The organism is Variovorax sp. P1_H2 (assembly GCF_056405295.1).
This window is the reverse complement of sequence record NZ_JBFUCJ010000110.1, coordinates 1-24,658: the sequence shown is the minus strand read 5'-3', so window position 1 is coordinate 24,658 and position 24,658 is coordinate 1. Positions and strand designations below refer to the sequence as shown.

28 protein-coding genes are annotated in these 24,658 nt (G+C 68.1%); 23 read left to right on the top strand and 5 right to left on the bottom strand.

Features of this window, described 5'->3' with window-relative positions; translation table 11 throughout:
- Window positions 1-154: 154 nt before the first annotated feature.
- From AC1D2E_RS28100 to ydiK, 8 genes are all read left to right on the top strand, one after another.
- A complete protein-coding gene (locus AC1D2E_RS28100) occupies window positions 155-832 on the top strand; it encodes a GntR family transcriptional regulator (protein ID WP_478200444.1) in 678 nt (225 codons plus the stop codon).
- A gap of 58 nt (window positions 833-890) precedes the next feature.
- Window positions 891-1,874 (top strand): Bug family tripartite tricarboxylate transporter substrate binding protein, encoded by a 984-nt coding sequence (locus AC1D2E_RS28095; RefSeq protein WP_478200443.1) that lies wholly within the window; start codon window positions 891-893, stop codon window positions 1,872-1,874.
- Between the two features lie 32 nt (window positions 1,875-1,906).
- Window positions 1,907-2,902: a Bug family tripartite tricarboxylate transporter substrate binding protein gene (locus AC1D2E_RS28090; protein ID WP_478200442.1), complete on the top strand. Its 996-nt coding sequence runs from the start codon at window positions 1,907-1,909 to the stop codon at window positions 2,900-2,902.
- Between the two features lie 40 nt (window positions 2,903-2,942).
- A complete protein-coding gene (locus tag AC1D2E_RS28085) occupies window positions 2,943-3,497 on the top strand; it encodes an MBL fold metallo-hydrolase (protein ID WP_478200441.1) in 555 nt (184 codons plus the stop codon).
- Window positions 3,494-4,183, top strand: coding sequence for a glutathione S-transferase family protein (locus AC1D2E_RS28080; RefSeq protein ID WP_478200440.1), 690 nt, complete (start codon window positions 3,494-3,496; stop codon window positions 4,181-4,183). The genes AC1D2E_RS28085 and AC1D2E_RS28080 overlap by 4 nt, the downstream gene beginning before the upstream one ends.
- Before the next feature lie 174 nt (window positions 4,184-4,357).
- Complete coding sequence (locus tag AC1D2E_RS28075) at window positions 4,358-5,083, top strand: cyclase family protein (protein ID WP_478200439.1); 726 nt, start codon at window positions 4,358-4,360, stop codon at window positions 5,081-5,083.
- Between the two features lie 32 nt (window positions 5,084-5,115).
- Window positions 5,116-5,343: a hypothetical protein gene (locus AC1D2E_RS28070; protein WP_478200438.1), complete on the top strand. Its 228-nt coding sequence runs from the start codon at window positions 5,116-5,118 to the stop codon at window positions 5,341-5,343.
- 103 nt (window positions 5,344-5,446) lie between these two features.
- Window positions 5,447-6,520 carry an AI-2E family transporter YdiK gene (gene ydiK, locus AC1D2E_RS28065; RefSeq protein WP_478200437.1) on the top strand — a complete coding sequence of 358 codons (1,074 nt, stop codon included), beginning with the start codon at window positions 5,447-5,449 and terminating at the stop codon, window positions 6,518-6,520.
- Window positions 6,521-6,545: 25 nt separating this feature from the next.
- Here the strand turns inward: ydiK and AC1D2E_RS28060 are convergent, their stop codons facing one another.
- Window positions 6,546-7,673 (bottom strand): LysR family transcriptional regulator, encoded by a 1,128-nt coding sequence (locus AC1D2E_RS28060; protein ID WP_478200436.1) that lies wholly within the window; start codon window positions 7,671-7,673, stop codon window positions 6,546-6,548.
- A gap of 12 nt (window positions 7,674-7,685) precedes the next feature.
- Here AC1D2E_RS28060 and AC1D2E_RS28055 point away from each other — a divergent pair, with 12 nt between their 5' ends.
- Entirely contained in the window at window positions 7,686-8,531 is an 846-nt protein-coding gene (locus AC1D2E_RS28055; RefSeq protein WP_478200435.1) for a transporter substrate-binding domain-containing protein, read from the top strand.
- Between the two features lie 125 nt (window positions 8,532-8,656).
- Here AC1D2E_RS28055 and hydA read toward each other — a convergent pair whose 3' ends face one another.
- Both hydA and AC1D2E_RS28045 read right to left on the bottom strand, forming a co-directional pair.
- The gene (gene hydA / locus AC1D2E_RS28050; protein ID WP_478200434.1) at window positions 8,657-10,069 is read right to left on the bottom strand and encodes a dihydropyrimidinase; all 1,413 of its coding nucleotides are present in this window, start codon (window positions 10,067-10,069) and stop codon (window positions 8,657-8,659) included.
- 42 nt (window positions 10,070-10,111) lie between these two features.
- Window positions 10,112-11,041 (bottom strand): dihydrodipicolinate synthase family protein, encoded by a 930-nt coding sequence (locus AC1D2E_RS28045; RefSeq protein ID WP_478200433.1) that lies wholly within the window; start codon window positions 11,039-11,041, stop codon window positions 10,112-10,114.
- A 253-nt stretch (window positions 11,042-11,294) separates the two neighbouring features.
- On the opposite strand from AC1D2E_RS28045, the gene AC1D2E_RS28040 reads away from it, so the two are divergent.
- The 6 genes from AC1D2E_RS28040 to AC1D2E_RS28015 are packed head-to-tail and all read left to right on the top strand — an operon-like array spanning window position 11,295 to window position 15,358.
- Window positions 11,295-12,485, top strand: coding sequence for a CaiB/BaiF CoA transferase family protein (locus AC1D2E_RS28040; RefSeq protein WP_478200432.1), 1,191 nt, complete (start codon window positions 11,295-11,297; stop codon window positions 12,483-12,485).
- A 29-nt stretch (window positions 12,486-12,514) separates the two neighbouring features.
- Complete coding sequence (locus AC1D2E_RS28035; RefSeq protein ID WP_478200431.1) at window positions 12,515-13,678, top strand: acyl-CoA dehydrogenase family protein; 1,164 nt, start codon at window positions 12,515-12,517, stop codon at window positions 13,676-13,678.
- A 40-nt stretch (window positions 13,679-13,718) separates the two neighbouring features.
- The gene (locus AC1D2E_RS28030; protein WP_478200430.1) at window positions 13,719-14,120 is read left to right on the top strand and encodes a MaoC family dehydratase; all 402 of its coding nucleotides are present in this window, start codon (window positions 13,719-13,721) and stop codon (window positions 14,118-14,120) included.
- Window position 14,121: 1 nt separating this feature from the next.
- Window positions 14,122-14,565 carry a MaoC family dehydratase gene (locus AC1D2E_RS28025; protein WP_478200429.1) on the top strand — a complete coding sequence of 148 codons (444 nt, stop codon included), beginning with the start codon at window positions 14,122-14,124 and terminating at the stop codon, window positions 14,563-14,565.
- Window positions 14,562-14,870, top strand: coding sequence for a hypothetical protein (locus AC1D2E_RS28020; RefSeq protein ID WP_478200428.1), 309 nt, complete (start codon window positions 14,562-14,564; stop codon window positions 14,868-14,870). Before AC1D2E_RS28025 ends, AC1D2E_RS28020 begins: the two co-directional genes overlap by 4 nt.
- Window positions 14,861-15,358, top strand: coding sequence for an ureidoglycolate lyase (locus tag AC1D2E_RS28015; protein WP_478200427.1), 498 nt, complete (start codon window positions 14,861-14,863; stop codon window positions 15,356-15,358). The genes AC1D2E_RS28020 and AC1D2E_RS28015 overlap by 10 nt, the downstream gene beginning before the upstream one ends.
- Before the next feature lie 18 nt (window positions 15,359-15,376).
- On the opposite strand, the gene AC1D2E_RS28010 is transcribed toward AC1D2E_RS28015, so the two are convergent.
- Together AC1D2E_RS28010 and AC1D2E_RS28005 are read right to left on the bottom strand one after the other, a co-directional pair.
- Window positions 15,377-16,135: an amino acid ABC transporter ATP-binding protein gene (locus AC1D2E_RS28010; RefSeq protein WP_478200445.1), complete on the bottom strand. Its 759-nt coding sequence runs from the start codon at window positions 16,133-16,135 to the stop codon at window positions 15,377-15,379.
- 5 nt (window positions 16,136-16,140) lie between these two features.
- Window positions 16,141-17,127, bottom strand: coding sequence for a dihydrodipicolinate synthase family protein (locus AC1D2E_RS28005; protein ID WP_478200426.1), 987 nt, complete (start codon window positions 17,125-17,127; stop codon window positions 16,141-16,143).
- A 172-nt stretch (window positions 17,128-17,299) separates the two neighbouring features.
- On the opposite strand from AC1D2E_RS28005, the gene AC1D2E_RS28000 reads away from it, so the two are divergent.
- The 8 genes from AC1D2E_RS28000 to AC1D2E_RS27965 all read left to right on the top strand — a co-directional run bounded on the left by AC1D2E_RS28000 (window position 17,300) and on the right by AC1D2E_RS27965 (window position 24,512).
- The gene (locus AC1D2E_RS28000; protein ID WP_478200425.1) at window positions 17,300-18,310 is read left to right on the top strand and encodes a LacI family DNA-binding transcriptional regulator; all 1,011 of its coding nucleotides are present in this window, start codon (window positions 17,300-17,302) and stop codon (window positions 18,308-18,310) included.
- Window positions 18,311-18,312: 2 nt separating this feature from the next.
- Complete coding sequence (locus tag AC1D2E_RS27995) at window positions 18,313-18,705, top strand: tautomerase family protein (RefSeq protein WP_478200424.1); 393 nt, start codon at window positions 18,313-18,315, stop codon at window positions 18,703-18,705.
- A complete protein-coding gene (locus tag AC1D2E_RS27990) occupies window positions 18,702-19,844 on the top strand; it encodes an acyl-CoA dehydrogenase family protein (protein ID WP_478200423.1) in 1,143 nt (380 codons plus the stop codon). Before AC1D2E_RS27995 ends, AC1D2E_RS27990 begins: the two co-directional genes overlap by 4 nt.
- A 13-nt stretch (window positions 19,845-19,857) precedes the next feature.
- Complete coding sequence (locus AC1D2E_RS27985) at window positions 19,858-21,447, top strand: acyl CoA:acetate/3-ketoacid CoA transferase (protein ID WP_478200422.1); 1,590 nt, start codon at window positions 19,858-19,860, stop codon at window positions 21,445-21,447.
- Entirely contained in the window at window positions 21,444-21,914 is a 471-nt protein-coding gene (locus AC1D2E_RS27980; RefSeq protein WP_478200421.1) for a MaoC family dehydratase, read from the top strand. The genes AC1D2E_RS27985 and AC1D2E_RS27980 overlap by 4 nt, the downstream gene beginning before the upstream one ends.
- A gap of 50 nt (window positions 21,915-21,964) precedes the next feature.
- The gene (locus AC1D2E_RS27975; RefSeq protein ID WP_478200420.1) at window positions 21,965-22,804 is read left to right on the top strand and encodes a transporter substrate-binding domain-containing protein; all 840 of its coding nucleotides are present in this window, start codon (window positions 21,965-21,967) and stop codon (window positions 22,802-22,804) included.
- 24 nt (window positions 22,805-22,828) lie between these two features.
- Window positions 22,829-23,536: an amino acid ABC transporter permease gene (locus AC1D2E_RS27970; protein ID WP_478200419.1), complete on the top strand. Its 708-nt coding sequence runs from the start codon at window positions 22,829-22,831 to the stop codon at window positions 23,534-23,536.
- Window positions 23,537-23,687: 151 nt separating this feature from the next.
- A complete protein-coding gene (locus AC1D2E_RS27965) occupies window positions 23,688-24,512 on the top strand; it encodes an IclR family transcriptional regulator (RefSeq protein WP_478200418.1) in 825 nt (274 codons plus the stop codon).
- The last annotated feature ends 146 nt before the right edge of the window (window positions 24,513-24,658 follow it).

The following is a 24,658-nucleotide window of genomic DNA, read 5'->3' as shown; positions in this document are numbered from 1 at the left end:
CCTGGTGGCCCCCACGCTCGTCACTGCGTGTACTTGCTGCCCCCGAGGGGGCCGCAGGCCGCCTTGGGGCGGCCCGGCGCYGGCCTGGCCCCACGCTCGTCGCTTCGCCGGGCCGAGGGGCGTGCGCTGTTCCGTCTGCAGGTAGGATTTGTGCATGTCGACCCTCTCCTCCAGCCCCCGCGGCGCCGGCCTTTCGCAGGCCATCGTGACCGAACTCAAGCAGCTCATCTACAGCGGCGAGTTCAAGCCCGGCGAGCGGCTCAACGAAGCGGCGCTGGCCTTGCGCATGGGCACCAGCCGCGGCCCGATCCGCGAGGCGATCAAGGTGCTGGCGGGCCTGGGCCTGGTCACGGCGGTCGCCAACCGCGGCGTCTATGTGCGGCAGCTGTCGCTGCGCGAGATGATCGAGATCTACGAGCTGCGCGCGCTGGTGTTCGGCTATGCGGCCGACCGTGCCTGCGAGCATTGCACCGAAGAGCACCGCCAGCGGATGGAGGCGCTGCTCGATGCGATGGACGCCGCCTGCGAAGCGGAGGACGGCACGCTCTACTACGAGCTGAACCTGCAGTTCCACTCGCTGATCCTCGAGATCTCGAACAACCGGCGCGCCCACCAGGCCTACGACGACTACGTCAAAGAACTGCATCTGGTGCGGCGCAAGTACTTCAACGTGCCGGGCAACATGCGGCGCTCGAACGCCGAGCATCGCGCCATCTTCGAGGCCATCGTGGCGTCGAACAAGGCCCGCGCCCGCGCCGCCGCGGAGCGCCACGTGCATGCCGGACGGGCCCGGCTGCTGTCGAATTTCGAGGAACCGCTGCAGGGGACCTGACCCTGCGCGCAGGGGCGATGCGGCCCGCCCCGGCACCCCTTTCAACCCGGAACCCAAGATGATCACACCTCTGTCTCGCCGCCTCGTCCTCGCCCTCGCCGGGGCGCTGGCGCTCGGCACGCTGCCCAACGCCGGCGCCGCCGACGCTTTCCCGTCGAAGCCCGTGAAGGTCTATGTCGGCTACAGCGCCGGCGGCGCGGTGGACGCCATCGCGCGCTCGGTCGGCCAGCGGATGTCGGCCATCCTCGGCCAGCCCGTGGTGGTCGAGAACAAGCCGGGCGCCGGCACCAACATTGCCGTCAAGGCGCTGATCGCCAGTCCGCCCGACGGCTACACCCTGCTGCTGGCGGCCAACGCACTGGCGGTCAATCCCTCGCTGTTCCAGCCGGCGCCCTACGACCTCGCGCGCGAGTTGACGCCGGTGGCGCTGGTGGGACGGGTGCCGGTGGTGTTCACGGTGCGCGAGGGCTCCGAGTTCAAGTCCCTGGAACAGCTGGTGGCGGCTGCGAAGGCGAAGCCGGGCGGCATCACCGTGGCGACCCCGGGCAACGGCTCGACGCCGCACCTGGCGATGGAGCTGTTCCAGCACACCGCCGGGCTGTCGCTGCGCCACGTGCCCTACAAGGGGGGTGCGCCCGCGCTCACCGACGTGCTCGGCGGGCATGTGGACGTGGTGGCGGTCAATGCGCTCGAGGCGCTGCCGCTGGCCAAGGCCGGCAAGCTGCGCGTGCTGGCGGTGATGAGTGCCGAACGCTCCGCCGTGCTGCCTGGCGTGCCGACCGTCGCCGAGTCCGGCTATCCGGGCTTCGAGGCCAGCGTCTGGTACGGCTTCGTTGCGCCGGCCGGACTGCCGAAGCCGGTACTGACCCAATTGCACGCCGCGGTGCAGAAGGCGATCGACTCGCCCGAAGTGCGCGAGCAGCTGGCCGCGGCCGGCGGCATCCCGCTGCCCGGGCCGACCGAGCAGTTCGACAAGCTGCTCAAGAGCGACGCGGCGCGCTACGGCAAGCTGATCCGCGAAGCCAACATCAAGCCCGATTGAAGGCGCCCCGGCGACCAGACCCAAGGAGAACCATGACACCCGGCATCACCCGTCGCCAGGCCTGCCTCGCGGCCGCCGGCGGCGCACTGTGGGGCGCGGCCGGCACGGCGCTGGCGCAGGCCTATCCGACCCGCCCGCCGCACCTCATCGTGCCCTTCACGCCCGGAGGTTCCTCGGACGTGCTGGGCCGTGCCATCGGGCAGGAGCTCGGCCGCGCATGGAACCAGGCCGTCGTGATCGAGAACGTCCCCGGGGCCGGCGGATCGGTCGGCGCCGAGAAAGTCGCCCGGTCGCCTGCGGATGGCTACACCCTGCTCATGGGGCATGTCGGCACGCTGGCAATCAATCCCTCGCTCTATCCCAAGCTCGGCTACGACCCGCTGCGCAGCTTCGCACCGGTGGCCTGGGTGGCCCGCGTGCCGAACGTGCTCGTGGTGCATGCGTCGGTGCCGGCCCGCACGCTGGCCGAGCTGGTCGCCCTGGCGAAGGCGCGACCCGGCCAGCTGGCCTACGGCTCGGGCGGCAACGGCAGCGCCGCGCACATCACGATGGAATACCTCAAGCTGCAGACCGGGACCTCCTTCCTGCACATTCCGTATCGAGGCACCGCGCCCTCGATCAACGACCTGCTGGCCGGCCAGTTGCAGATGCTCTTCACCGGCGCCCCGGCGCTGCTGCCGCACATCAAGGCCGGGACGATGCGGGCGCTGGCGGTCTCCAGTCCGCGCCGCATCGCGCTGCTGCCGGAGGTGCCGACCGTGGCCGAGAGCGGCATCGCCGGCACCAAGGGCTTCGAAGCCGACCAATGGTACGGCGTGGTCGCGCCGGCCGGCACGCCGGCCGAGATCGTCTCGACGCTGAACCAGCAGATCAACCGATCGCTGGATTCGGCCGAAGTCCGAACCCGACTGGCCGCGGAGGGGGCCGAAGCGACACCCGCGACGCCCCAGGTTTTCGGCCAGCTGATCGCCAGCGAGATGAAGCGCTGGGAGCGCGTGATCAAGGCCGCTCGAATCACCGTGGATTAGGACGAAACCGCGCTTTTCGATTCGAAACAAGGAGAAGAAGATGAGCATGCTGATGAAGTTCCTGCGCGTCGTCCTGCTGGCGGCACTATGGCCGATGGCGATGGCGATGGCGATGGCGATGGCGATGGCGATGGCGCAGCAGCCGGCCGCGGGCAAGACCGAGGTGCTGTGGCTGGGCCAGTCGGCCTTCCGCATCACCACGCCCGGCGGCAAGGTGATCGTGACCGACCCCTGGCTGCGCCAGAACCCCGTGACGCCGGCGGAATACAAGAACCTCGAGGCCCTGGGCAAGGTCGACCTGCTGCTTGTCACGCACGGCCACCTCGATCACTTCGCGGATGCGCCGGCGCCGGCGCTGGCGCTGATGCACCAGATCCCGATGTACGCGCCGGGCGACATGAACCAGACCGTGGGCCTGCTGGGCATCCTGCCCGCCAACCTGGTGCCGCGCTTCAACAAGAGCGGCACCATCACGCCCGTGCCCGGCATCAAGGTCACGATGGTGCGCGCCGAGCACACGTCGATCGTCGTCTGGAAGCCAACGGCTCCCGATAGGTCGTCCGCTCAATTTTGGAAACCATTTGGAGTCTCATGACTGCTCCCACGCTGCACTACCATCCGCTCTCGTCCTATTGCCACAAGGTCTTGATTGCGGTCGACGTGTTGGGCGTCGAGATCGACAAGCGGCTGCTCGATCTGTCCGACCCCGTCGAGCGAGCGGCCTACCTGGCGCTTTGTCCCACGGGCAAGATGCCGCTGCTGGTCGACCAGGGCCGGCCCGTCCCCGAGACCAGCATCATCATCGAGCACCTGCAGCGCCACCATGCGCGCCCCGGCCGCACCCTCATCCCGCATGACCCGGACGCCGCGCTCGACGTGCGTCTGTGGGACCGGCTCTTCGACCTGTACGTGATGACCCCGATGCAGGTGTTCACCGCCGACCTTCTGCGCCCGGAAGGGGATCGCGACGCACACGGCGTGACTCGGGCGCGAGAAGGCCTGTCGTCGGCCTATGCGTTCATCGACCGCCATCTTGAAGGGCGAACCTGGGTGGCCGGCGATGCGTTCAGCATGGCCGACTGCGCCGCGGCGCCCGCCTTGTTCTATGCCGTGACCTACGTGCCCCTGTCGCCGCGGCACGTGCGCCTGGCTGCCTACTTCGAGCGGCTGATGGACCATCCATCGGTGGCGCTCACCATTGATCAGGCGCGGCCTTACTTCAAGTTCTATCCTGGGCGTGACGGTCTGTCTCGACGTTTCTTCGACCCGAAGGACACATGAGATGCGCGCTGTCGCCGACACCGTGCGCCTCGACCGCATGTTCTTTGCACTGACCGCTTCGAGCGCCCTTGACTGCCCGCCCCTTGCATCCTATGGTGCCCTCACGATCGGCACTGAGCGCGAGCCGCCAGCGCAACGCAGGTGTCTGCGCCGAAGTCAAGCGGGGATGAACAAATGTTTGTCGACCTCTCTCACGTATTCCACGACGGGATGCCCGGCGTCCTCTTCAAGCAGGAAGACGGCGAAACAGTCGAACTCACGGCGCACATTCGACCCTACATGACGCATGCGCAGTCGCTCCCGCACTACGAGAACAAGGCCTCGTTCGAGATCTCCGACGTGGCATTCCAGAGCTCCGTCGGCACGAAGATGGATGCCCCGCGTCACCGTTTCGAAGGTGCGGACGATGTCGCTTCCATCGAACTCAGCCGCCTGGTGCTGGACGGCGTCGTCATCGACGCCCGGCACGCGGGCCCCAGGCAGCAGCTGGGGTGGACAGACCTGCGGTTTCCCGAGCATCTCGCAGGTCGGGCAGTGCTCGTCAACTTCGACTGGGATCGCCATTGGGGAACGCAGACCTACCGATTGCACCCGTTCGTCTCGCCTGAAGTGGTGGCGCGGCTCTGCGATGCGGGAATCGCCCTGTTCGGGGTGGACTGCGCGAACGTCGACTCCACGCAGGATCCAGAACGTCCGGCACATACCCGGTTTCTGAGGCAAGGCATCCTCATCGTGGAGAACCTCACCGGACTGTCGCGCCTGCACGGCGCGCCGTTCCGCTTTTTTTCCGTCCCGCTGAAGGCGAAGGATGCGGCAGCCTTCCCGGTCCGTGCTTTCGCGGAGCTTCGCTTCGGGTCCGTCACCGCGCCGGACGACAGCCGGGCGCCGGAGCCGGTGTAAAGTCGGCTCCCCGATCCGAAGCAGGTGACTCCATGGCACGAACAAGCGAATGGGCGGCCAAGGTGCTGATGCTCCTCAAGGGCGGCAACACCGACGCGGCCATCGCGCAGATCAAGGTCGCGCCGAGCGTGAAGGACATCCTCGCCCTCAGAGCGGCAATGGCCCAAGCCGGCCTGTCCGGGCGCTGGCGCGACGTCGACCAGACGATCGCGCAGAGCATCGATGCGCTGTCGGCGCCGCGCCTGCACCGCTCACCCTGAATCGAGCAGCCGGCTGCCCGCCGGTCCTCGGCTACGATGGCGCCACCGCCGCGGGCCGCCATCGCAAGGACCGCGGGGCATTCAGCGAAAAGGGTGAAGCACCATGAACGACACGCGCTCGGACCTTGCCAAGATCACGTTCAACGTGCTGACCATCGTCCTGCTCATCGGCTCCTCGCTTTGGATCCTGCGGCCGTTCCTCGGCGCGACCATCTGGGCCGTCATGGTCGTGGTGGCCACCTGGCCCGCGCTGCTGTGGTTCGAGGCCCGGCTCTGGAAGCGGCGCAGCCTCGCGGTGCTGGTGATGATGCTGATCCTGCTGCTCCTGTTCGTGTTGCCGCTGACGATGGCGATCTCGACCATCGCGGCCAACGCCGACGAAGTCATCGCCTGGTTCAGGCTGCAGATCAGCAAGGGCCCGCCCCAGCTTCCCGACTGGATCGGCCGCGTGCCTTTCGTCGGGCCGAAGCTGACGCTGGCGTGGGACGAACTGGTGTCGTCGGGGGTTTCGGGCCTGGAGGCCAAGGTCACGCCCTATGCCTCGCGCGTCACGGGCTGGCTGTTCTCGCAGGCCGGTGTGGTGGGTGCGCTGACCCTGCAGTTCCTGCTGACCGTGGTCATTGCCGGCCTGATGTACGCGGGGGGCGAATCGGCGGCCAACGAGGTCCGGCGATTCGGCCGCCGGCTCGGCGGGCCGCGCGGCGAGGACGCCGTGGTGCTGGCGGGCAAGGCGATCCGGGGCGTGGCGCTCGGCGTGGGCGTGACGGCGATCGTCCAGGCCGTGGTGGGCGGCATCGGGCTCGCCATCGCCGGCGTGCCCTTCGCGGCCCTGCTCACCGCGGTGATGTTCATGCTGTGCATCGTCCAGCTCGGGCCGACGCTGGTGCTGGCGCCGGCGACGATCTGGGTCTTCTGGCACGGGTCGACCAGTTGGGGCGTCTTCCTGCTGGTGTGGACCGTGATCGTCGGCACCATGGACAATTTCCTGCGCCCGATGCTGATCAAGCGCGGTGCCGACCTGCCGCTGCTGCTGATCTTCGCCGGGGTCATCGGCGGCCTGCTCGGCTTCGGGCTGGTCGGGATCTTCGTCGGTCCGGTCCTGTTGGCGGTGTCCTATACGCTGGTCAATGCCTGGCTCGACAACGCCGAGCCGGTTGCGGGCGACACCGGGCTATAGCGCCGAGGCCGGGCTCGGTCATGCTTCAGGCGACGCCGCTGTCGCCGATCGGTTCGCGGGCCGCCGGCGCCTCGACCAGCTTCTTCTGCATGTATTGGCGGGCGTATGACATGAAGGACAGTGCCAGCCTTGGCGGCGGTTTGTCGCGCGACAGGATGGCGCACACGGGGATCGCGATGCGCGGACGGAAGCGATGGACCGTGAATTTGGCGTCCGGGCGGAAGCGCGCTGTCATCTCGTCGACGAACCCGATGCCCAGACCCTGCTCGACCAGCGGTGCGATGACGTTGGCGAAACGCACCTCGATGTCCGGAAAGTAGGCATGGGATCCGCGCTCGAATGCCTGGTCCAGCATGGCGCCGAGCGGACTGGCGGGCGCCGGTCCGATGATGCGCCGATCGCGCAGATCGAAGGGCGTCAGGACCGGCTGCGAGGACAGGGCGGCGTCGAGAGGGCAGATGCACATGAGCTCTGCCTCGATCAGCACGTCGCGCGTCAGGCTCTGGCGCACCGGCGGCTTCATCGCGACACCGATGTCGGCGCTGCCGCTTTCGACGGCCTCGAGCAGTGCATCCATGCGAACGGTTTCGATCGTGACCTGCACCTGCGGATGCTCTTCGATGAAGAGTCGGAGCACGTTCGGCACCAGGTATTGCGAAAGCTCCGCGGTGGCATACACGCGCAGCACCCCCGTGCGGCCGGATCGCAGGTCCCAGGCCTTGCGCTGGATGGCCTCGTGAACCGTGAAAAGCGGCTCGGCATCGGCCAGCAGGATGCGTGCATCGGCGGTCGGCACCAGCCGGTTGCTGACGCGGTCGAACAGGGACATGCCCATCTTCGTCTCGACCAGCTTGATCGCATTGCTCACCGCAGGCTGCGACATGCCGAGCTCTTCGGCGGCGCCGATCGTGGTGCGGTAGCGCATGACCGCGCGCAGCACCTCGAGTTGCCGAAGGTTGATCAGCGCGCGATAGGAGGAATCGGACATCGAGGAGGACGGCCACGGTGGGGGCGATCGCGGCGCCGATGATAGCGCGCCGGGCCTATAGCGCCTGCTTATAGTTCCCGCCGGGAACTGAATTGAGTGCGTGCGAAGGCCGTCGCTATTCTTGAGGCCCGGATCCTGCTCGGCCCATCGCATCAACACTTCCACCACGTACTCGACATGACCCTCACATTACCGCGCTTCGTGTTCTCCGCCCTTGCGCTGGCGAGCACTCTCGTATCGATGACCGCGCTTGCGCAGACCTGCGCACCCACCCTGCCCAAGAGCGAGCTGGTCGCCGAGGGCAAGCTGATGCTGTCGACCAATCCGACGTTGCGCCCGCTTCAGTATGTGGACTCGACGGGCGAACTCAAGGGGCTGAACATCGATCTTGCCAATGAACTGGCGTGGCGCCTGTGCCTGAAGGCCGACATGGTGCGAATGGACTTCCCGGCCATGATCCCGGCGCTGAAGTCCGCGCGCTTCGACGGCATCGACACCGGGATGTTCTGGACCGAGGAGCGCTCCAGGATGATGTGGGCCGTGCCCTACGCCATGGCGGCCATCGATCTGGTCGCGCCTCCCGGCAGCAAGCGAAAGCTGGCCTCGCCCGAGGACGTCACCGACCTGTCCGTCGGCGTCGAGAGCGACTCGTACCAGGAGAAGTGGTTGCGCGAGCGCGAGAAGGACAACGTCGCCAAGGGCCGCAAGTCGATTCAGATCAGGGCCTTTCCGACCGCGAGCGATGTGATGGCCGCCTTGCGTGCGGGCCAGGTCGACATCGCCGCCTTTCCCAACTACGCCGGCGGCGCCTTCGTGAAGGCCGGCCAGGCGGTGATGCTCCTGCCGGCGCAGGGCGCGTCGCCGACGATGATGAGTTTCCGTTCGAAGCCGGTGGCCGACGCGGTGGTCAAGGCCTTCAACGACATGGTCGCCGACGGCACCTACGACAAGGTGCTCGACCAGTACGGCATGACCAAGCTGCCGGAGCGGGTGATCGCGATCCGCGGGACCGGACCGCAGTAGGCTCGGGCGCGAAGCGCCTCGACCCGCTGCGTGCCTGCGGCGATCAGCAGATCGGTGTCGTTGCCGGCCAGCACGAAGCGCATGCCTCCCGCGATGTAGCGCGCGAGCAGTTGACGCGAATCGCTTCAGAAGCCACCGACTTCTCCCCGGGACTGGAAGCGGCCACGGCCAGGCCGGCCCAGCCAGTCCTCGTCGTCGACGATCAGCTCGCCGCGCGAGAAGACCTTCTTCACGGCGCCGTGCACGTGGCGGCCTTCGAACAGGCTGTAGTCGCAATGGCTGTGGTGGGTATGGGCCGAAAGGGTGTGCGCAGCATCGGGATCGAAGAGCACCAGGTCGGCGTCGCKGCCGACCGCGACCGTTCCCTTGCGCGGGAAGAGACCGAACAGCTTGGCCGGCGCGGTCGAGGTCAGCTCGACGAAGCGGTTCAGCGAGATGCGGCCGCTTCGCACGCCGCCGTCGTAGATCACCGTCATGCGGGTCTCGATGCCGGGGGCGCCGTTCGGTATCTTCGAGAAGTCGTGCCGTCCATGCTGCTTCTGGTGGACCCGGCCCATGTGGCCTTCCTTCATGCAGAACGGACAGTGGTCGGTGGAGACCAGCTGCAGGTCGTCGGTCTTGAGCGCGGTCCAGAGCGCGTCCTGCGATTCCTTGGAGCGCAGCGGCGGCGTCATGACGTACTTCGCGACCGAGAAGTCCTCGCTGTCGTAGACCGAGTCATCGTGGAAGAGGTAGTGCGGGCAGGTCTCCGCAAACACCGGGATGCCTGCATCGCGCGCCTCGATCACGTGCTTGAGCGCTTCCTTGGCCGACAGGTGGACGAAGTACACCGGTGCCCGCGCCAGCTCGGCGAGCTTGATGCCGCGGTGCGTGGCTTCGCCCTCGAGGATCGCGGGCCGGGTGAGGGCGTGGTACTTCGGCGCGGTGTGGCCCTTCGCCAGTGCCTCGCGGATCAGCAGTTCGATCACGTTCCCGTTCTCGGCGTGCAGCGCCACCATCCCGCCGTGCTCGCCGACCAGGCGCATGGCCTGGAAGATGGCGGCGTCGTCGACCATCACCGTTCCCGGGTAGGCCATGAACATCTTGAAGCTGGTGACGCCCTCGTGGCGGATCGCGTAGCGCATGTCCCCCAGCACGGCGTCGTCGACCTGCGTCAGGATCACGTGAAAGCCATAGTCGATGCTCGCGCCGGCGGACGCCTTGCCTTGCGCGCGCGCGATGGCCTCGAGCGGGCTGGTGTCCTTGTTCTGGAAGGCGAAGTCGATGATCGTCGTCGTGCCGCCGAAGGCCGCGGCGCGCGTGCCCGACTCGAAATCGTCGCAGGTCGTGGAGTCGCCGAAGGTGTTCTCCAGGTGGGTGTGGCAATCCACGCCGCCGGGCAGGACCAGCAGGCCTGCGGCGTCGATCACCCGGGCGTCGGGTCCGGCCGCGAGCTGCCGGCCGATGGCGGCGACCTGCCCGTCTTCGATCAGCAGGTCTGCGCGATAGTCGTCGACGGCGGTCACGATGCGGCCGTTGCGGATGAGTGTGGTGTTCAAGTGGGCTCCGTGGACGAAGGCAGTCGTTGGGGGAGAAGGGCCTCAGAGGCCGGCCTCGCGCAGGGCTCGGGCGAGCATCTCCACTTCGCCCGGACCCAGCGGGCCCATGGGGGGACGCATCGTGTCGCTCGGGATGCGGCCGAGCAGCATCAGGCAGGCCTTGAGCCGGGCGTTCGCGTGACCGCCCGGCGCCGTGCCGTAGATCGCGCGCGCGAGCGGCCGGATGCGGTCGTTCCATTGTCGGGCGGCCTGCAGGTCGCCGGCCTGCACGGCCCGGTAGAGGCCCACCACGAGTTCCGGAGCCACGCAGGCCAGGCTGACCTGGCTGCCCTCGGTGCCGAGCGCGAAGCAGGTGAAGAGATGTTCGTCGCCCGAGGCCAGCACCAGCACGTCGGGGGCCACGCGCCGGACGAGCCGCCGGTTCGATTCGTAGGCGGCGGTCTCCCAGCTGCCCTCCTTGACGCCGATCACGCCCGGCAGTTGCACCAGCTGCTCGAGCACGTCGGGCGTGTAGGCGAGCGCACCGGCTCGCACGCCCGCCTGGTAGACGAAGAAGGGCAACGGCCCGCCGGCGGTCGCGATGCGGTGATGCCGCAGTGCGATTTCATCGTCCTGCGACAGCGCCCAGGAGAAGGGGGGAAACACGAGCACCGCGTCCGCGCCGGCGTCGGCCGCGTCCTCGACGTGGCGCCGCGCTTCGCGGCTGTCCTCGGCGTTGATGCCGCAGACCAGCGTGGTGCCCGGTGGGCAGGCGCTGCGCGCGATGGCGGTCAGGCGCCGCTTGTCATCGCGGCTCAGCATGAAGTTCTCGCCCGCGTGGCCGTTGATCAGCAGTCCGTGGATGCCGTCGACGCCCGCGACGGCGGATACGTGGGCGGCCAGCGCGTGCTCGTCGATGGCGCCGTCGTCGCGCAAGGGACAGACGGTGGCGGCGAAGACGCCGCGAAAGCGTTCGGTGATCTCTGAGGCCATGGGGTCGCGCGGCGCGCATTCGACAGGATGCGTCGACCATAGCGGCGCCAGGGCGCGAGGGCCTATCCGCTTTTGCGCGKCGACTATAAGCGTGCCCTATAGCGCTGCCGGGCAAGCGGCAGCGCCAGGCCTCTGCACTATGGGCCGCACTGATAGTCGCCGCACCAAACCTGATAGGGCCGAAGCGTCGCGGTGCGCGCTTGCGGGGCTATCGTCAAAGCCGTTGCAACCCTTCGCGCCACGCCGACACACCATGCTCACCGGATTCCGCATCGTCAGTTTCAATCACTTCCATGCCGGGCCGATGGCCGCGCAGTGGCTGGCCGACATGGGCGCCGACGTGATCGCGGTCGAACCCCTCGACGGTGCCTTCCATCGCAAATGGGCGGTGGCGAACCGATTTGTCGCCGGGCAGAGCGTGAACCTGCTGACGACCGGCCGCAACAAGCGCAGCCTCGCGCTCGACATGAAGTCGGAGGCCGGCAAGGCCATTGCCCATCGGCTCGTCGGCAAGGCCGACGTGGTGATGGAGAACTTCCGTCCTGGCGCGATGGCCCGCATGGGCCTCGGCTACGAACAGGTCAAGGCCTTTCGTCCGGACATCGTCTATGCCTCGGTGAGCGGCTACGGCGCCGATGGCCCCGACCGCGACCTGCCGGGGCAGGACTTGCTGCTGCAGGCGCGCTCCGGCCTCGCGGCGCGCAGCGGCCGCGCCGACGGTCCTCCGACGCCGACCGGTCCGGTCGTGGTCGATCAGCACGCGGCGTCGCTGCTGGCCATGGGCATCCTCGCCGCGTTGCTGAGCCGCGAACGCACCCACAAGGGTTGCCTCGTGGAGGGCAGCCTGCTGCAGGCGGCGGTCGATCTGCAGGCCGAGTCCATCACGGCCTGGATGAATGGCGCGCGCGACAACGGGCCGCGCGGGAAGGACGGCCTGGGGAGCTGGTGCAGCGCCGGGCCCTCGGGCATTCATGCGACCGCCGATGGCCACCTCGCCATCTCCATGGCGGCGCCGGCCGACCTGGCCGTTGCGCTCGAGCTGCCCGCGCTCGCGGCGTTCACGTCGCAGGACGGCTTCGACCGGTGCGACGAGATCACGCGCCTGGTCGCCCGCCGCGTGGCCGAGCGCACGACCGCCGAGTGGCTCCCGGCGCTCGCCGCGAGCGGCATCTGGCATGCGCCGGTGCGCGACTACGAAGCGTTGCGCGCCGACGCGCAGCTCGCGCACCTCGACACCTTCATCACCCGTGCCGGCGCGGAGGGCGAGCCGATCACGATGATCAATCACCCGCTGCGCTACGACGGCGAGGCGCCGCCGATCGAGCGCGTGCCGCAGCGCCTCGGCGCGCAGACGCGCGAGATCCTGGGCGAACTCGGCTACGCGGCCGACGAGATCGATCGCCTGCTCGCCGCCCGCGTGGTCGGCGCGCCGGCACGGGCCTGACACGACTTCCCTTCAACCTATCCCCCAACATGCTCGACTTCTCCGTTTCCCAGGACACGCAACTTCTCGTCGACACCGTCCGCCGGTTCGTGACCCAGGAGGTCCAGCCGCTCGAGGCCGAGACCGAGGCCTTGGGCCATGTGCCCGAAGCCGCACTGCGACGCGTGCGCGCACAGGCCCGGGAACTCGGCCTCTACGCGATGAACATGCCCGAGGAGACGGGCGGCGGTGGCCTGGACAACCTCAGCATGTGCCTGGTCGAGGAAGAACTCGGCAAGACCTCGGATGCACTCATCCGGCGCGTCTTCGGCCAGGTCTATCCGATGCTGCTTGCCTGCGACGAGGCGCAGCGCGAGCGCTATCTGCTGCCGACCGTCAAGGGCGACAAGATCTGCGCCATGGCGATCACCGAGCCCGGCGCCGGCTCGGATGCAGCGTCCATCTCGACCACTGCGCGGCTGGAGGGCGACCGCTGGGTGCTGAACGGCGGCAAGCATTTCATCAGCGACGGCGACATCGCCGACTACGTGATCGTGATGGCGCTCACCGACAAGACGAAACGCGCGCGCGGCGGCATCACCTTGTTCCTGGTCGACAAGGGCACGCCCGGATTCAGCGTCACGCGCACGCAGCCGATGATGGGGCATCGCGGCTACGGGCACGCGGAACTGGTCTTCGAGGAATGCAGCATCCCGAAGGATGCCGTGCTCGGCACGGTCGGCGGCGGCTTCAAGCTGATCATGAACAGCGTCGCGGGCATCCGGCTGGCGCACATCGGCGCGCGCGCGGTCGGCATGGCCACACGGGTGCTGGAGATGATGCGCCGCCATGCGGCGGACCGGAAGCAGTTCGGCCAGCCCATCGGCGACTTCCAGATGGTGCAGCAGATGATCGCGGACTCGGCCACCGAGATCTTCGCGACCCGCATGATGGTGCTCAACACCGCGTGGGAGCTCGACCAAGGCCGCGAGCCGCGCGACAAGGTGTCGATGGTCAAGCTCTACGCCTCGGAGATGATCGGGCGCGTGGCCGACCGCGGGATCCAGGTTTTCGGCGGCATGGGCTTCTGCAAGGACCTGCCGCTCGAACGCATCTACCGCGACAGCCGGGTCACCCGGATCTACGACGGCACCTCGGAGATCCACCGCATGCTGATCGCGCGCAGCGTGATCCGGCACGGCCTCGTCCTGTGACGCGCGCCGCAAATCCATTCCATTGGCAGGAGTCCCATTCATGAGCGAAATCCAGGTCGGCGACACGATGTCGTTCCGCAAGACCCTCACCGTCGCCGAGCAGGCGATGTTCACCGGCATCAGCGGCAACATGGCGCCGCTCTACGTCGACCGGCGCGCGGCCCGCGACAGCGGCTTCGACGACATGCTTGCCTTCGAGCTGAACGCGCTGGGGCTGGCCACCACGGCATTGAACCGGCTCGCAGGGCCGGCCTGGCGACTGGGCGGCCTGCAGGTCGACTTCGTGAAGCCGGTGGTCGTGGGCGCGACCGTCGAGGCCCGCGTCGAGGTCACGGCCCGGGCAACGCATGGCGTGTCCTGCGCGCTGCGTTGCACGCTGCCGGACGGCGCGCTCGTGGCGCGGGGAACGGCAACGCTGGTGCCGGTGAAGGCGGAGGCCTGAGGTGTACGAACTCAAGCCCTTCGACAGTCTGCACGTGGGCGACGAGGTGCGGGTGCGCAAGACGATCACCGAGGCGGACGGTGCCTTGTACATCGCGGCCACCGGCGATTTCGGACCGGTTCATGTCGACGACAGCTACGCCGCCGGCACCCGATTCGGCAAGCGCCTCGCGCCCGGCATCATGGTCGCCGGCATCTGCACCAGCGTGCTGACAGCCGAACTTGCGGGGACCCTCGGCGTCTCGATCGAGGACCGCTTCTGGTTCACGGGCCCGGTGTTCTACGGCGACACCGTCCTGTTCAGGGTCTGGATCTCGAAGATGGATGACTACACGCGCACTGTCACCTGGTGCGCCAGCGCCACCAACGACGAGGGCAAGGAGGTGCTCAAGGCCGAAGCCACGCTCAAGTACCCGCGCGTGAAGAAGCCGGAGGCCGCGTCGTGAGCGCCGGCAGCAACCTGCACATCGTGCGCGTGGATATCGACCCGGCGCACGAGGCGGCCTTCAACCGCTGGTACGACCAGGTGCATATCCCGGCCCTGCTGGCCTGCCCCGGCTGGCTCAGCGCGCGGCGCTTCGTTTCGCTCGAAGGGGGGCCTCGCTATGCCGCGGTGTACGAAGTCGAGGGCGACTGGGTCTACGAGACGCCGGAATTCCTGGCCGTGAAAGGCTTCATGGAGTTCGAAGCGCACGTCCGCAACTTCGTGCGCCAGCGGCTCGCCCCGCTGGCCGGTGCGGCATGCGCGTGATCGATGCCCGGCCGCTCAGCGCGCAGGCCTTCGCGCCTTTCGGCGAAGTGATCGAGTTGCACGGCGCCGAAAGGATCGCCGTCAACCAGGGTTCCGCGACCCGTTTCCACGACCTCGCGACGATCGACGCGACCGAGGCGGGCGGTCGTCCTTCCCTGAGCGTGTTCCGTGCCGAGCCGCGCGCCGAGCCGGTGCAGCTCAGGCTGATGGAGCGACATCCGCTCGGCTCGCAGGCCTTCGTGCCGCTCGGCACGGCGCCCTACCTGGTGGTCGTCGCGCCCGACATCGGCGGGCGGCCCGGCGAGCTTTTCGCCTTCCTGGCGCGCGCTGGCCAGGGTGTCAACTACGCGCGGGGCACCTGGCACCACCCGCTGCTCGCATTGCGCGAGCGCAGCGACTTCCTGGTGATCGACCGCGTCGGCGAGGGTCTCAATCTTGAAGAGCGTGCGCTGGATGCGCCGGTCGAGGTCGCGATGCCGGCTCCCTAGCGGCGGGCCGGAAGCGTCTCAATGCAGCAACTGGCTCAGGAACAGCCGGGTGCGCTCGTGCTTCGGATGGCCGAAGAATTCCTCCGGGGGCGCGTCCTCGACGATGGCGCCCCGGTCCATGAAGATCACGCGGTTGGCGACCTGCCGCGCGAAATTCATTTCGTGCGTGACCGACAGCATGGTCATGCCGTCCTCGGCCAGAGAGACCATGGTGTCCAGCACCTCCTTCACCATTTCCGGATCGAGTGCCGACGTCGGCTCGTCGAAGAGCATGACCTTCGGTCCCATGCACAGCGCCCGTGCGATCGCGACGCGCTGCTGCTGTCCGCCGGAGAGCTGCGAGGGGTATTTGTGCGCCTGCTCCGGAATGCGCACGCGTTCCAGGTACGACATCGCCACCTTGCGTGCTTCGGCGGGGCTGTACTTCTTGCTCCAGATCGGTGCGAGCGTGCAGTTCTCCAGGATCGTCAGGTGGGGAAACAGGTTGAAATGCTGGAACACCATGCCGACATCGCGCCTGACGGCATCRATGCGGCGCATGTCGGAAGTCAGCTCGGTGCGATTGACCACGATCTGGCCCTGCTGGTGTTCCTCCAGCCGGTTCACGCAGCGCAGCAGCGTCGACTTGCCCGAGCCCGAGGGGCCGCAGATGACGATGCGCTCGCCGCGCCGGACTTCGAGGTTGATGTCGCGCAGCACCTGGAAATCGCCGTACCACTTCTGGACATTCACCAGGCGGATCACGAGTTCGGCTTGGGCGGGGGATTCGGCGTTCATGGCAGTCATGCGGGCGTCCTGGCAGTGGGGAGGATCGATGGTTCGAGCGCCTGGACATCGGTGGCGAGAAGTCCGGCGGCCACCAGCGCGGCGCGCACGCGGGCCACGTCCTCGGGCGGCAGCGGCAGCAGCGGCGGGCGCACATCGGGGCGGGGCAGCTTTCCCATGAGGTGCAGCGCCGTCTTCATCCGGCTGTGGCTGTCGACGTAGGGGGCGCGATAGAAGGCACGGCAAAGCGGCACCAGCCGATCGTTCGCCGCCCGCGCGGACGGCAGGTCGCCGCGCGCCATCGCGTCGTGCAGCGTCGCCAGAAGCGGGGCCGCGACGCTGCCCAGGCCCGAAAGAATGCCCTGCGCGCCATAGGCCAGCGAGGCGAAGAGCCAGCTGTTGTTGGTGCTGAGGACGGTCACGGGCCGGGGCAGGGCGCGCAAGGCCCGCAGGTTGTCCTCGTAGGCTTCGGGCACGTCGGTGCCGTCCTTGACCGCGATGATCTGCGGCAGCGCGGCGCAGAGTTCGACCAGCAGTGGCGTGGCAAAGGCCGCACCCGACGCGCGCGAGAGTTGAAAGAGGACGAGGGGCAGTGCGGTCGCGCCTGCCAGCTCGGTGACGAAGCGCCGCACCATTTCGGGCCGCGCCGCCGCACCATGGGCGAACAAGGCCGGGGGGAACACGAGCAGTGCCGAGGCGCCCGCGTCGGCAGCGTCGCGAGCGAGCGCGCAGGCGGTGCGGGTGTCCTCCGCGACGATCCCCGCCACCACCGGCACCGGGCCCGCCGCCTCGACGGCCAAGCGGATCACATGGCGGCGTTCGGCGGTATCGAGCGACGAGGCCTCGCCCGCATGCCCGTTGACGACCACCGCCCGCACCCCGGTGGTGCCCGCCACGTCGCGGATGTGGGCGACCAGCGCCGCGTCGTCGATCCGACCGTCCGCAAGGAAGGGAGTGAGCGTGGCCGGCCAGATGCCGCCGACGCCGGAGAGGGGATAGACCATGGCTGAAAAAGTTGAAGACGAGCGGGTCAGTATGCGAGCCGGCTGGAATCGTTTGCAATCAGAAACTTGGTATTTCCTATTCAAGAAATGAATGGTTGACGCCCCAAAAACGCCGTCCCTATCATGAAAAAATGCAAACGTTTACAACGACCTTCAACGCGTCGGCTCCGACATGGCGGTGACCTTGCGCGACGTGGCGCGGGCGGCCGATGTCTCGATCGCCACCGCCTCGCGGGCGCTGGCAGGCTCGAGCCTCGCCAACCCCGCCACCCAGCGCCATGTGGTGCAGGTCGCCGCGGCACTGGGCTATCGCACCAACACCTTCGCGCGTGCGCTCAAGACCCGCCGCTCGCGCTTGATCGGGCTGACGGTGCACAACCTCGACAACGCCTCCTTCCAGGTCCTGGCATCGGTGGTGCAGGCGCGCATGCAGCTGCTCGGCTACCAGGTCATCCTGACCATCAGCGCCGACGATGCGAAGCAGGAACTGGAGATCCTGCGCACGCTCATGGACCACCGCATCGACGGGCTGATCGCGGTGCCCACCGGCGCCAACGGGGCGCAGCTGCTGGCGATGGAGAGCGCCGGCATCCCGGTCGTCTGTGCCGTGCGCCGGGTCGAAGACGTCACGCTTGAGTCGGTGCTGGCTGCCGACCTGGACGGCGCCTGCGCCGGCACGCGGCGTCTGCTGGAACTCGGCCATCGGCGAATCGGATTGATCGTGGGCATGGGCGATACGACCTCGGGCAAGGAGCGCCTCGCGGGCTACCAGCGTGCCCTGCAGGAATCGGGCCTGCCGTTCGACCCTCAGCTGATCGAGGCCGGCCGCTATGCACCGCAGACCGGCGTGGTGGCCACCCATCGCCTGCTGTCGCTGCCCGCACCGCCCAGCGCGCTGTTCGTGGCGAATCACGAGTCTTCGCTGGGCGTGCTGCGCGTGATCGCCGAGCGGGGCCTTGCGATCCCGCAGGACCTGTCGGTTCTCTTCTGCGAAGACTCGCCCTGGTTCGAATGGCAGCGGCCCGCGCTCAGCGTGGTGGACAGCGGCGCGGCCGAGATGGCCACCCTCGCGGTCGACCGCCTGATGCAGCGACTCGGCGGCGTGGCCAACAGCGGCCGCGAATACCGCATCGGTTCGCGTCTCGTCGAACGTTCGTCCTGCCAAGCTTTCGAGGCGCGCTGACCATGCCCTACATCGAGATCCTTTGCCCATCCGCCCCGGCGGCCGACAAGCAGCGCGCGGCAACCGCCGTCACCGATGGCATCGTCCGCGCCTTCGACGTCTCGCCGGCCACGGTGACCGTCTTCTTCCAGACCGTTGCGAGCGACGACTATGCGCACGAGGGCCGACATGGCCACGACGGGCGCGGCATGCGCATCTTCGTCAAGGTGCATGCCTATCGGCGCAGCCCCGAGGCGCGCCGCGATGCGGCCCGGCACCTGACGCCGGCGCTCGCGACCTGCTTTCGCACGCCGAGCGCCGACGTCGCCATCTATTTCCTCGACCGCGAACGCGACGAGGTGGCCCACGACGGCCATCTCGCCAGCGACGAACCCCTTGCACCTTTGACGACATGACCCACTTCCTGACTGAAGACCAGCGCGCCCTGCGCGAGACTGCCCGCCGATTCGCCGAAGGCGAGATCCTGCCGCGCGCCGCGGCGATCGATCGCGAAGACCGCTTCGATCGCACGCTGTATCGCGGCATGGCCGAACTCGGCCTGTTCGGCATCAGCCTGCCGGAGTCCGCCGGCGGGTCGGGACTCGACACCGTGAGCGTGTGCCTCGCGATGGAGGAGCTGGCGCGCTGCTCCGGCGCGATCGGCAACGCTTTCGCCATTCCGGTCGAGGCCGCGCTCTTCCTTCACCATCACGGCAACGAAGGCCAGAAGGCGCTGATCCCGGCCATCCTCGACGGCTCGATCGTCATGGCGACCGCGATGTCCGAACCCGACTACGGTTCGGACGTGGCCAGCATCACCACGAGCGCGCGTCCCGTGCCGGGCGGCTACGTGCTCAATGGCACCAAGGCCTGGGTCACGCTGGGCGGCGTGGCGGACCGCATCATGGTCTTCGCGCGCACGGGCAGCGGAGCCGGACACCGATCGATCAGCTGCTTCATGGTCGATGCCTCACGGCCCGGCGTGACGCGGGGCAGGAACGAAGAACTGCTGGGCATGCATGGCCTCGAGGATTGCCAGATCGTCCTGGAGAACGTCGAGGTACCGGCGTCGGCCTTGATCGGCGCGGAAAACGAGGCCTTCAAGACCGCCATGGGCAACTTCAACTTCTCCCGCCTGCTCATGTCGTCGATGGCGCTCGGCATGGCGCAGGCGGCGATGGAAGACGCGGTGGCCTACGCCACCACGCGCAAGCAGTTCGGCTCGCCGATCATGGGCTTCCAGGCCATCCAGTTCATGGTGGCCGACATGGCCACCGACATCGCCGCCGCGCGGCTGCTGATCCATCACGGTGCGCGACTGCAGGATGCCGGCCGTTCGATCGCCAAGGAAGGCGCGCAGGCCAAACTCTTCACCACCGACATGGCCATGCGCCATGTGTCCAACGCGCTGCAGATCCACGGCGGCAACGGCTATTCGCGCGACTACCGCATCGAGCGCCTGTTTCGCGACGTGCGTCTCGCGCAGATCTACGAAGGCACCAACCAGATCCAGCGCCTGATCATCGCGCGCCAGGTCGAGAAGGAACTGGCGTGAGGAGGGCGGCACGATGATCAGCTGCATCACCCCCGAGGCCGCCGCGGCGCTGCTGCGCGATGGCGACGTGGTCCTGGCCGGCGGCAACGGCGGCTCGGGCGTGCCCGAGGCGGTCTTCGACGCCATCGAGCGCCGCTTCCTGGCGGGCGACGGTCCGCACGACCTGACCCTCTTCCACATCACCGGCGTGGGCGCGCTGACCGAGAAGGGCCTGTGCCATTTCGCGCATCCGGGCCTGGTCAAGCGCGTGATCGGCGGCAACTTCGGCATGCAGCTGCCMTTCATGAAGATGATCACCGGCCAGGAGCTCGAGGCCTACAACTTTCCGCAGGGCGTCATGACGCACCTGTGCCGCGCCATGGCCGGCAAGCAGCCCGGCGTGCTCACGCACGTGGGACTGCAGACCTACATGGATCCGCGGCAGGAGGGTGGCCGCATGAACGCGCGCACCGTCGAGGAGCTGGTCGAGCTGGTGCATGTGGCCGGCCGCGACTACCTGTTCTACCGGGCGCCGGCCGTGCCGACGGTGGCGCTCATCCGCGGCACCTCCGCGGACGAGGACGGCTACGTGAGCATGGAGCACGAGGCGACCGCGCGCGAAGACCTCTCCATGGCCCAGGCCGTGCACAACGCCGGCGGGACGGTCATCTGCCAGGTCAAGCGACTGGTGCGGCGCGGCACGCTCCATCCGCACATGGTGAAGATCCCGGGCTTCCTGATCGACCACTTCGTCGTGCAGCCCGAGCAGATGCAGACCTATGCGACGCGCTACGACCCGGCGCGCTGCGGCGAGACGATCGTGCCCAGTTCCTCGATCCCGCCGGATCCGCTCAATGCGCGCCGCGTGGTCGCGCGCCGCGCGGCCTTCGAACTGCGGCCCGGCGATGTCGTGAACCTGGGCGTGGGCCTGTCGGCCATGATCCCGAACGTTGCGGCCGAGGAAGGCATCGAAGAGCTGATCACGTTGACGGTCGAGTCCGGCGTGGTCGGCGGCGTGCCCGGCCATGCGCGTGAATTCGGCACGGCCGTGAACCCGCGCGTGATCCTCGACCAGTCCTACCAGTTCGACTTCTACGACGGCGGTGGATTGACCTGCGCCTTTCTCTCCTTCGCGCAGGTGGACGTTCACGGCAACGTCAATGTCACGCGCTTCGGCGAACGCTACGATGGTGCGGGCGGCTTCATCAACATCACGCAGAACACCCGGCGCCTGGTGTTCAACGGCTCGCTGACCGGCGGCGATCCGGACATCGTCGTGACGGACGGCGGACTCGACATCCGCCGCGACGGCGCCTTCCGGAAGTTCGTGCCGAAGGTCGACCAGATCAGCTTCTCGGGCCGGCTCGCGCGCGAGCGCGGCCAGCAGGTGACTTTCGTCACCGACCGGGCGGTGTTCGAGCTCGAGCCCGACGGCCTGGTGCTGACCGAACTGGCGCCGGGCGTGCGCCTGCGTGAAGACGTGCTCGACAAGATCGGCTTCCCGGTCCGGGTCAGTGAACAGCTGAAGGCCATGGACGCGCGCATCTTCCGCCGCGGTCCGATGGGACTGCGCGAGCACTTCGTCACGCTCTGCCCGCGTTCCGCGCCGGAGCAATCGGCATGAACGCGGGGCGCGATCTGTACTACGAGGACGTCGAGGTCGGGGCGGCTTTCGCGACCGGCCCCCATGCCGTGAGCGAAGCGGACATCGCCCGCTTCGGCGACCTCACGCACGACCATCATCCGCTGCACATCGACCGCGGCTACGCCCGCTCCCGCGGCTTCGCCGGTGTCATCGCGCACGGCCTTCTCGGCCTTTCGTTGATCGAAGGCCTCAAGACCGGACTCGGTCTCTACGAGAACAGTTCGATCGCCTCGCTGGGCTGGGATCAGGTGCGATTCTTGCGACCCGTGTTCGCCGGCGACGAAGTCCACGTCTCGTTCCGCTTCGTCGACAAGCGCATGGCCAAACGCGGCGATCGCGGCGTCGTGACCGAGGCGCTGAAGCTGATGAACCAGCGCGGCGAATGCGTGATCGAGGCGGTCCACCTGGCGCTCGTCGCCTGCAGACCGCCCGCGAGCGCGACTTGAGTAGTCTTCCGATTTCCTTCCTGTCCACTGTCCGTCAACGAAAGAGTCCCATGTTCCTGTCCAAGTCGATCTGCGGTGCCGTCCTCGGCGCCGCGTTGTGCAGCACGGCGTTCGCGCAGACCTGCACGCCCAAGGTTTCCGCCGAGCACCTGGTTGCCGCGGGCAAGCTGCAGATGTCCATCAATCCGACGCTGCCCCCGCAGCAGTTCGTCGACGACAAGGGCGAACTGCAGGGCCTGAACGTGGAGCTGGGTCGCGCGGTGGCGCGCAAGCTCTGCCTCGAGGCCGTCTTCATCCGCATGGACATGCCGCCGATGATCCCCGCCATGCAGGCGGGCCGGTTCGACGTGATCAACACCGGCATGTTCTGGACCGAGGAGCGCTCGAAGCTCATGTACATGATCCCCTATGGCCAGCAGGCGATGAGCATCTACACCGTGCCCTCGAGCGCGCTGAAACTCACCAAGTTCGAGGACCTCTCGGGGCACGTGGTCGGCATCGAGACCGGCACCTACCAGGAGCGCAAGTCACGGGAGTACAACGCCGAGATGGTGGCCAAGGGGCTGAAGTCGATCGACTTCCGCACCTTTGCCACCGCCTCCGAGACGACGGCCGCGTTGCGCGCGGGCCAGCTCGAGGCGGGCATCAACATCGACGAGACCGCCGCCGTGTTCGCGGAACGCGGCATCGCGAAGGTCTGGCTCAACGGCATCAACGGTACCGACATCACGCTCGCCTTCCGCGACCGCACGACGGCCCAGGCGGCCGGCGAAGCGCTGGCCCAGCTCAAGGCGGAAGGCGTCTACGACAAGCTGTTCGACCAGTTCAAGATGACCCGCCTGAAAGACCCGCGCTTCGCCATTCGCGGACCCGGTCCGGCGCCGAAGTAAGCAAAAGACGCAGAGAGGTCCTGCATGTTCAATGTCGATGCCTTCCTGGGCTACCTGGTCAATCCTTATCTGCTCGGCGGCGTGGGGATCACGATCGCTCTGACGGTGGCAACGATCCTGATCGGCCTGGTGCTGGCGCTGCCGCTGGCGCTGGGAAGCATGTCGAGCAGGAAGATTCTCTCCGCGCCCGCGCGCTTCTACGTCTGGGTCTTCCGCGGCACGCCGCTGCTGGTGCAGCTCGTGATCATCTATACGGGCCTGCCCCAGCTCGGCGTGCGCTTCGACGTGCTGACGTCCGCCGTGCTGGCACTCAGCCTCAACGAGGCGGCCTACCTGTCCGAGACGATCCGCGCGGGCTTCTCCGCGATCGCGAAGGGCCAGGTGGAGGCCGCGAAGGCGCTGAGCCTGTCGCGCGTGGCCACGCTGCGGCTCGTGACACTGCCGCAGGTGATCCGGATCATCATCCCGCCGCTCGGCAACTCCGTGAACGGCCTGCTGAAAGCCACTTCGCTGGCGTCGGTGATCTCGATGGAGGAACTGATGCGCCGCAGCCAGGTGCTCATGCAGTCCAAGTTCGAGGTGCTGGAGCTCTATTGCGTTGCCGCCTGCTTCTACCTGGTGCTGACCTCGCTCTGGAACCTGGTTCAGGTCCGCCTGGAGCGCCACTACGGTCGAGGGTTCGCGGAAGTCAGGTCCAGGCCGCGGGCCGTGCCGACACCGGCCGTGGCATAGCGCCGCCGGGGTCGATCGGGCAGGCGGCCGAAAATTATGTCGACATCGGTGTAAACACTGTGTTTGACATGCCGGTTGTCACCGACCATCCGGGGGCGGATCGCGTTCCGGGACCTCAGGCCGATGGCGCGCAACTTGCATAAGGCACGCCATGACAGCCCTCTCGCCTCGCCTACCCGGAAAGTCAACCAGAGTCACCCGCATCGACCGGGACAGCGACGGCACCGTGCAGTCGCTCACGCGGGCCATGCAGTTGCTGGAACTCCTCGCCGAGGATGACGAAGGCTATCGGCTGGTCGACATCGCGGCGCACAGCGGGCTGTCTTCGTCCACGGCCCACCGCCTGCTCACGACGCTCGAGCAACGGCGCTTCGTCCAGTTCGACCGCGAAACCAACCTCTGGTATGTGGGCGTGCGCTGCTTCTCCGTTGGGTCCGCGTTCGCGCGGCGCCGGCGCATCGCCCATCTCGCGCTGCCCGTGATGCGGCGCCTGCGCGACAGCACCGGCGAGAGCATCAACCTGGGCATTGCCGATCTCGGCGACATCGTCTTCGTGACGCAGGTGGAAAGCCGTGAACTGATGCGGGCCATCGGCAAGCCGGGGTTCCGGGCGCCGCTGCACGGCACCGCGATGGGACAGTCGATCCTGGCAGCGATGGCAGAGGACGACGTGCTGCAGTACCTGCGTACCTATGGCCTGCCGAAGCTGACCAACAACACGATCGCGCGCGCATCGCGACTGCATGAGACGCTGGGCGAGGTACGCCGCGCAGGCCATGCGATCGATGACGAGCAGAACGCGGTCGGCCTGCGATGCATTGCCGCCGCGATCCGCGACGAGCATGGCCAGCCCTTTGGCGCGATCTCGCTCGTCGGGCCGACGCAGCGCATCAAGAGCACCGATTTCGCACGGCTCGGCGCCACGGTGCGCGCGGCTGCCGACGAGATCACCTCCGCCTACGGCGGCCGGGTCTAGAGTCGGCCCCCACGCTCCCTCACTGCGTGTGGTCGCTGCCCCCCGAGGGGGCCGCAGGCCGCCTTGGGGCGGCCCGGCGCCGGCCTGGGCCAGCCCCCACGCGCCCTCACTGCGTGTGGTCGCTGCCCCCCGAGGGGGCCGCAGGC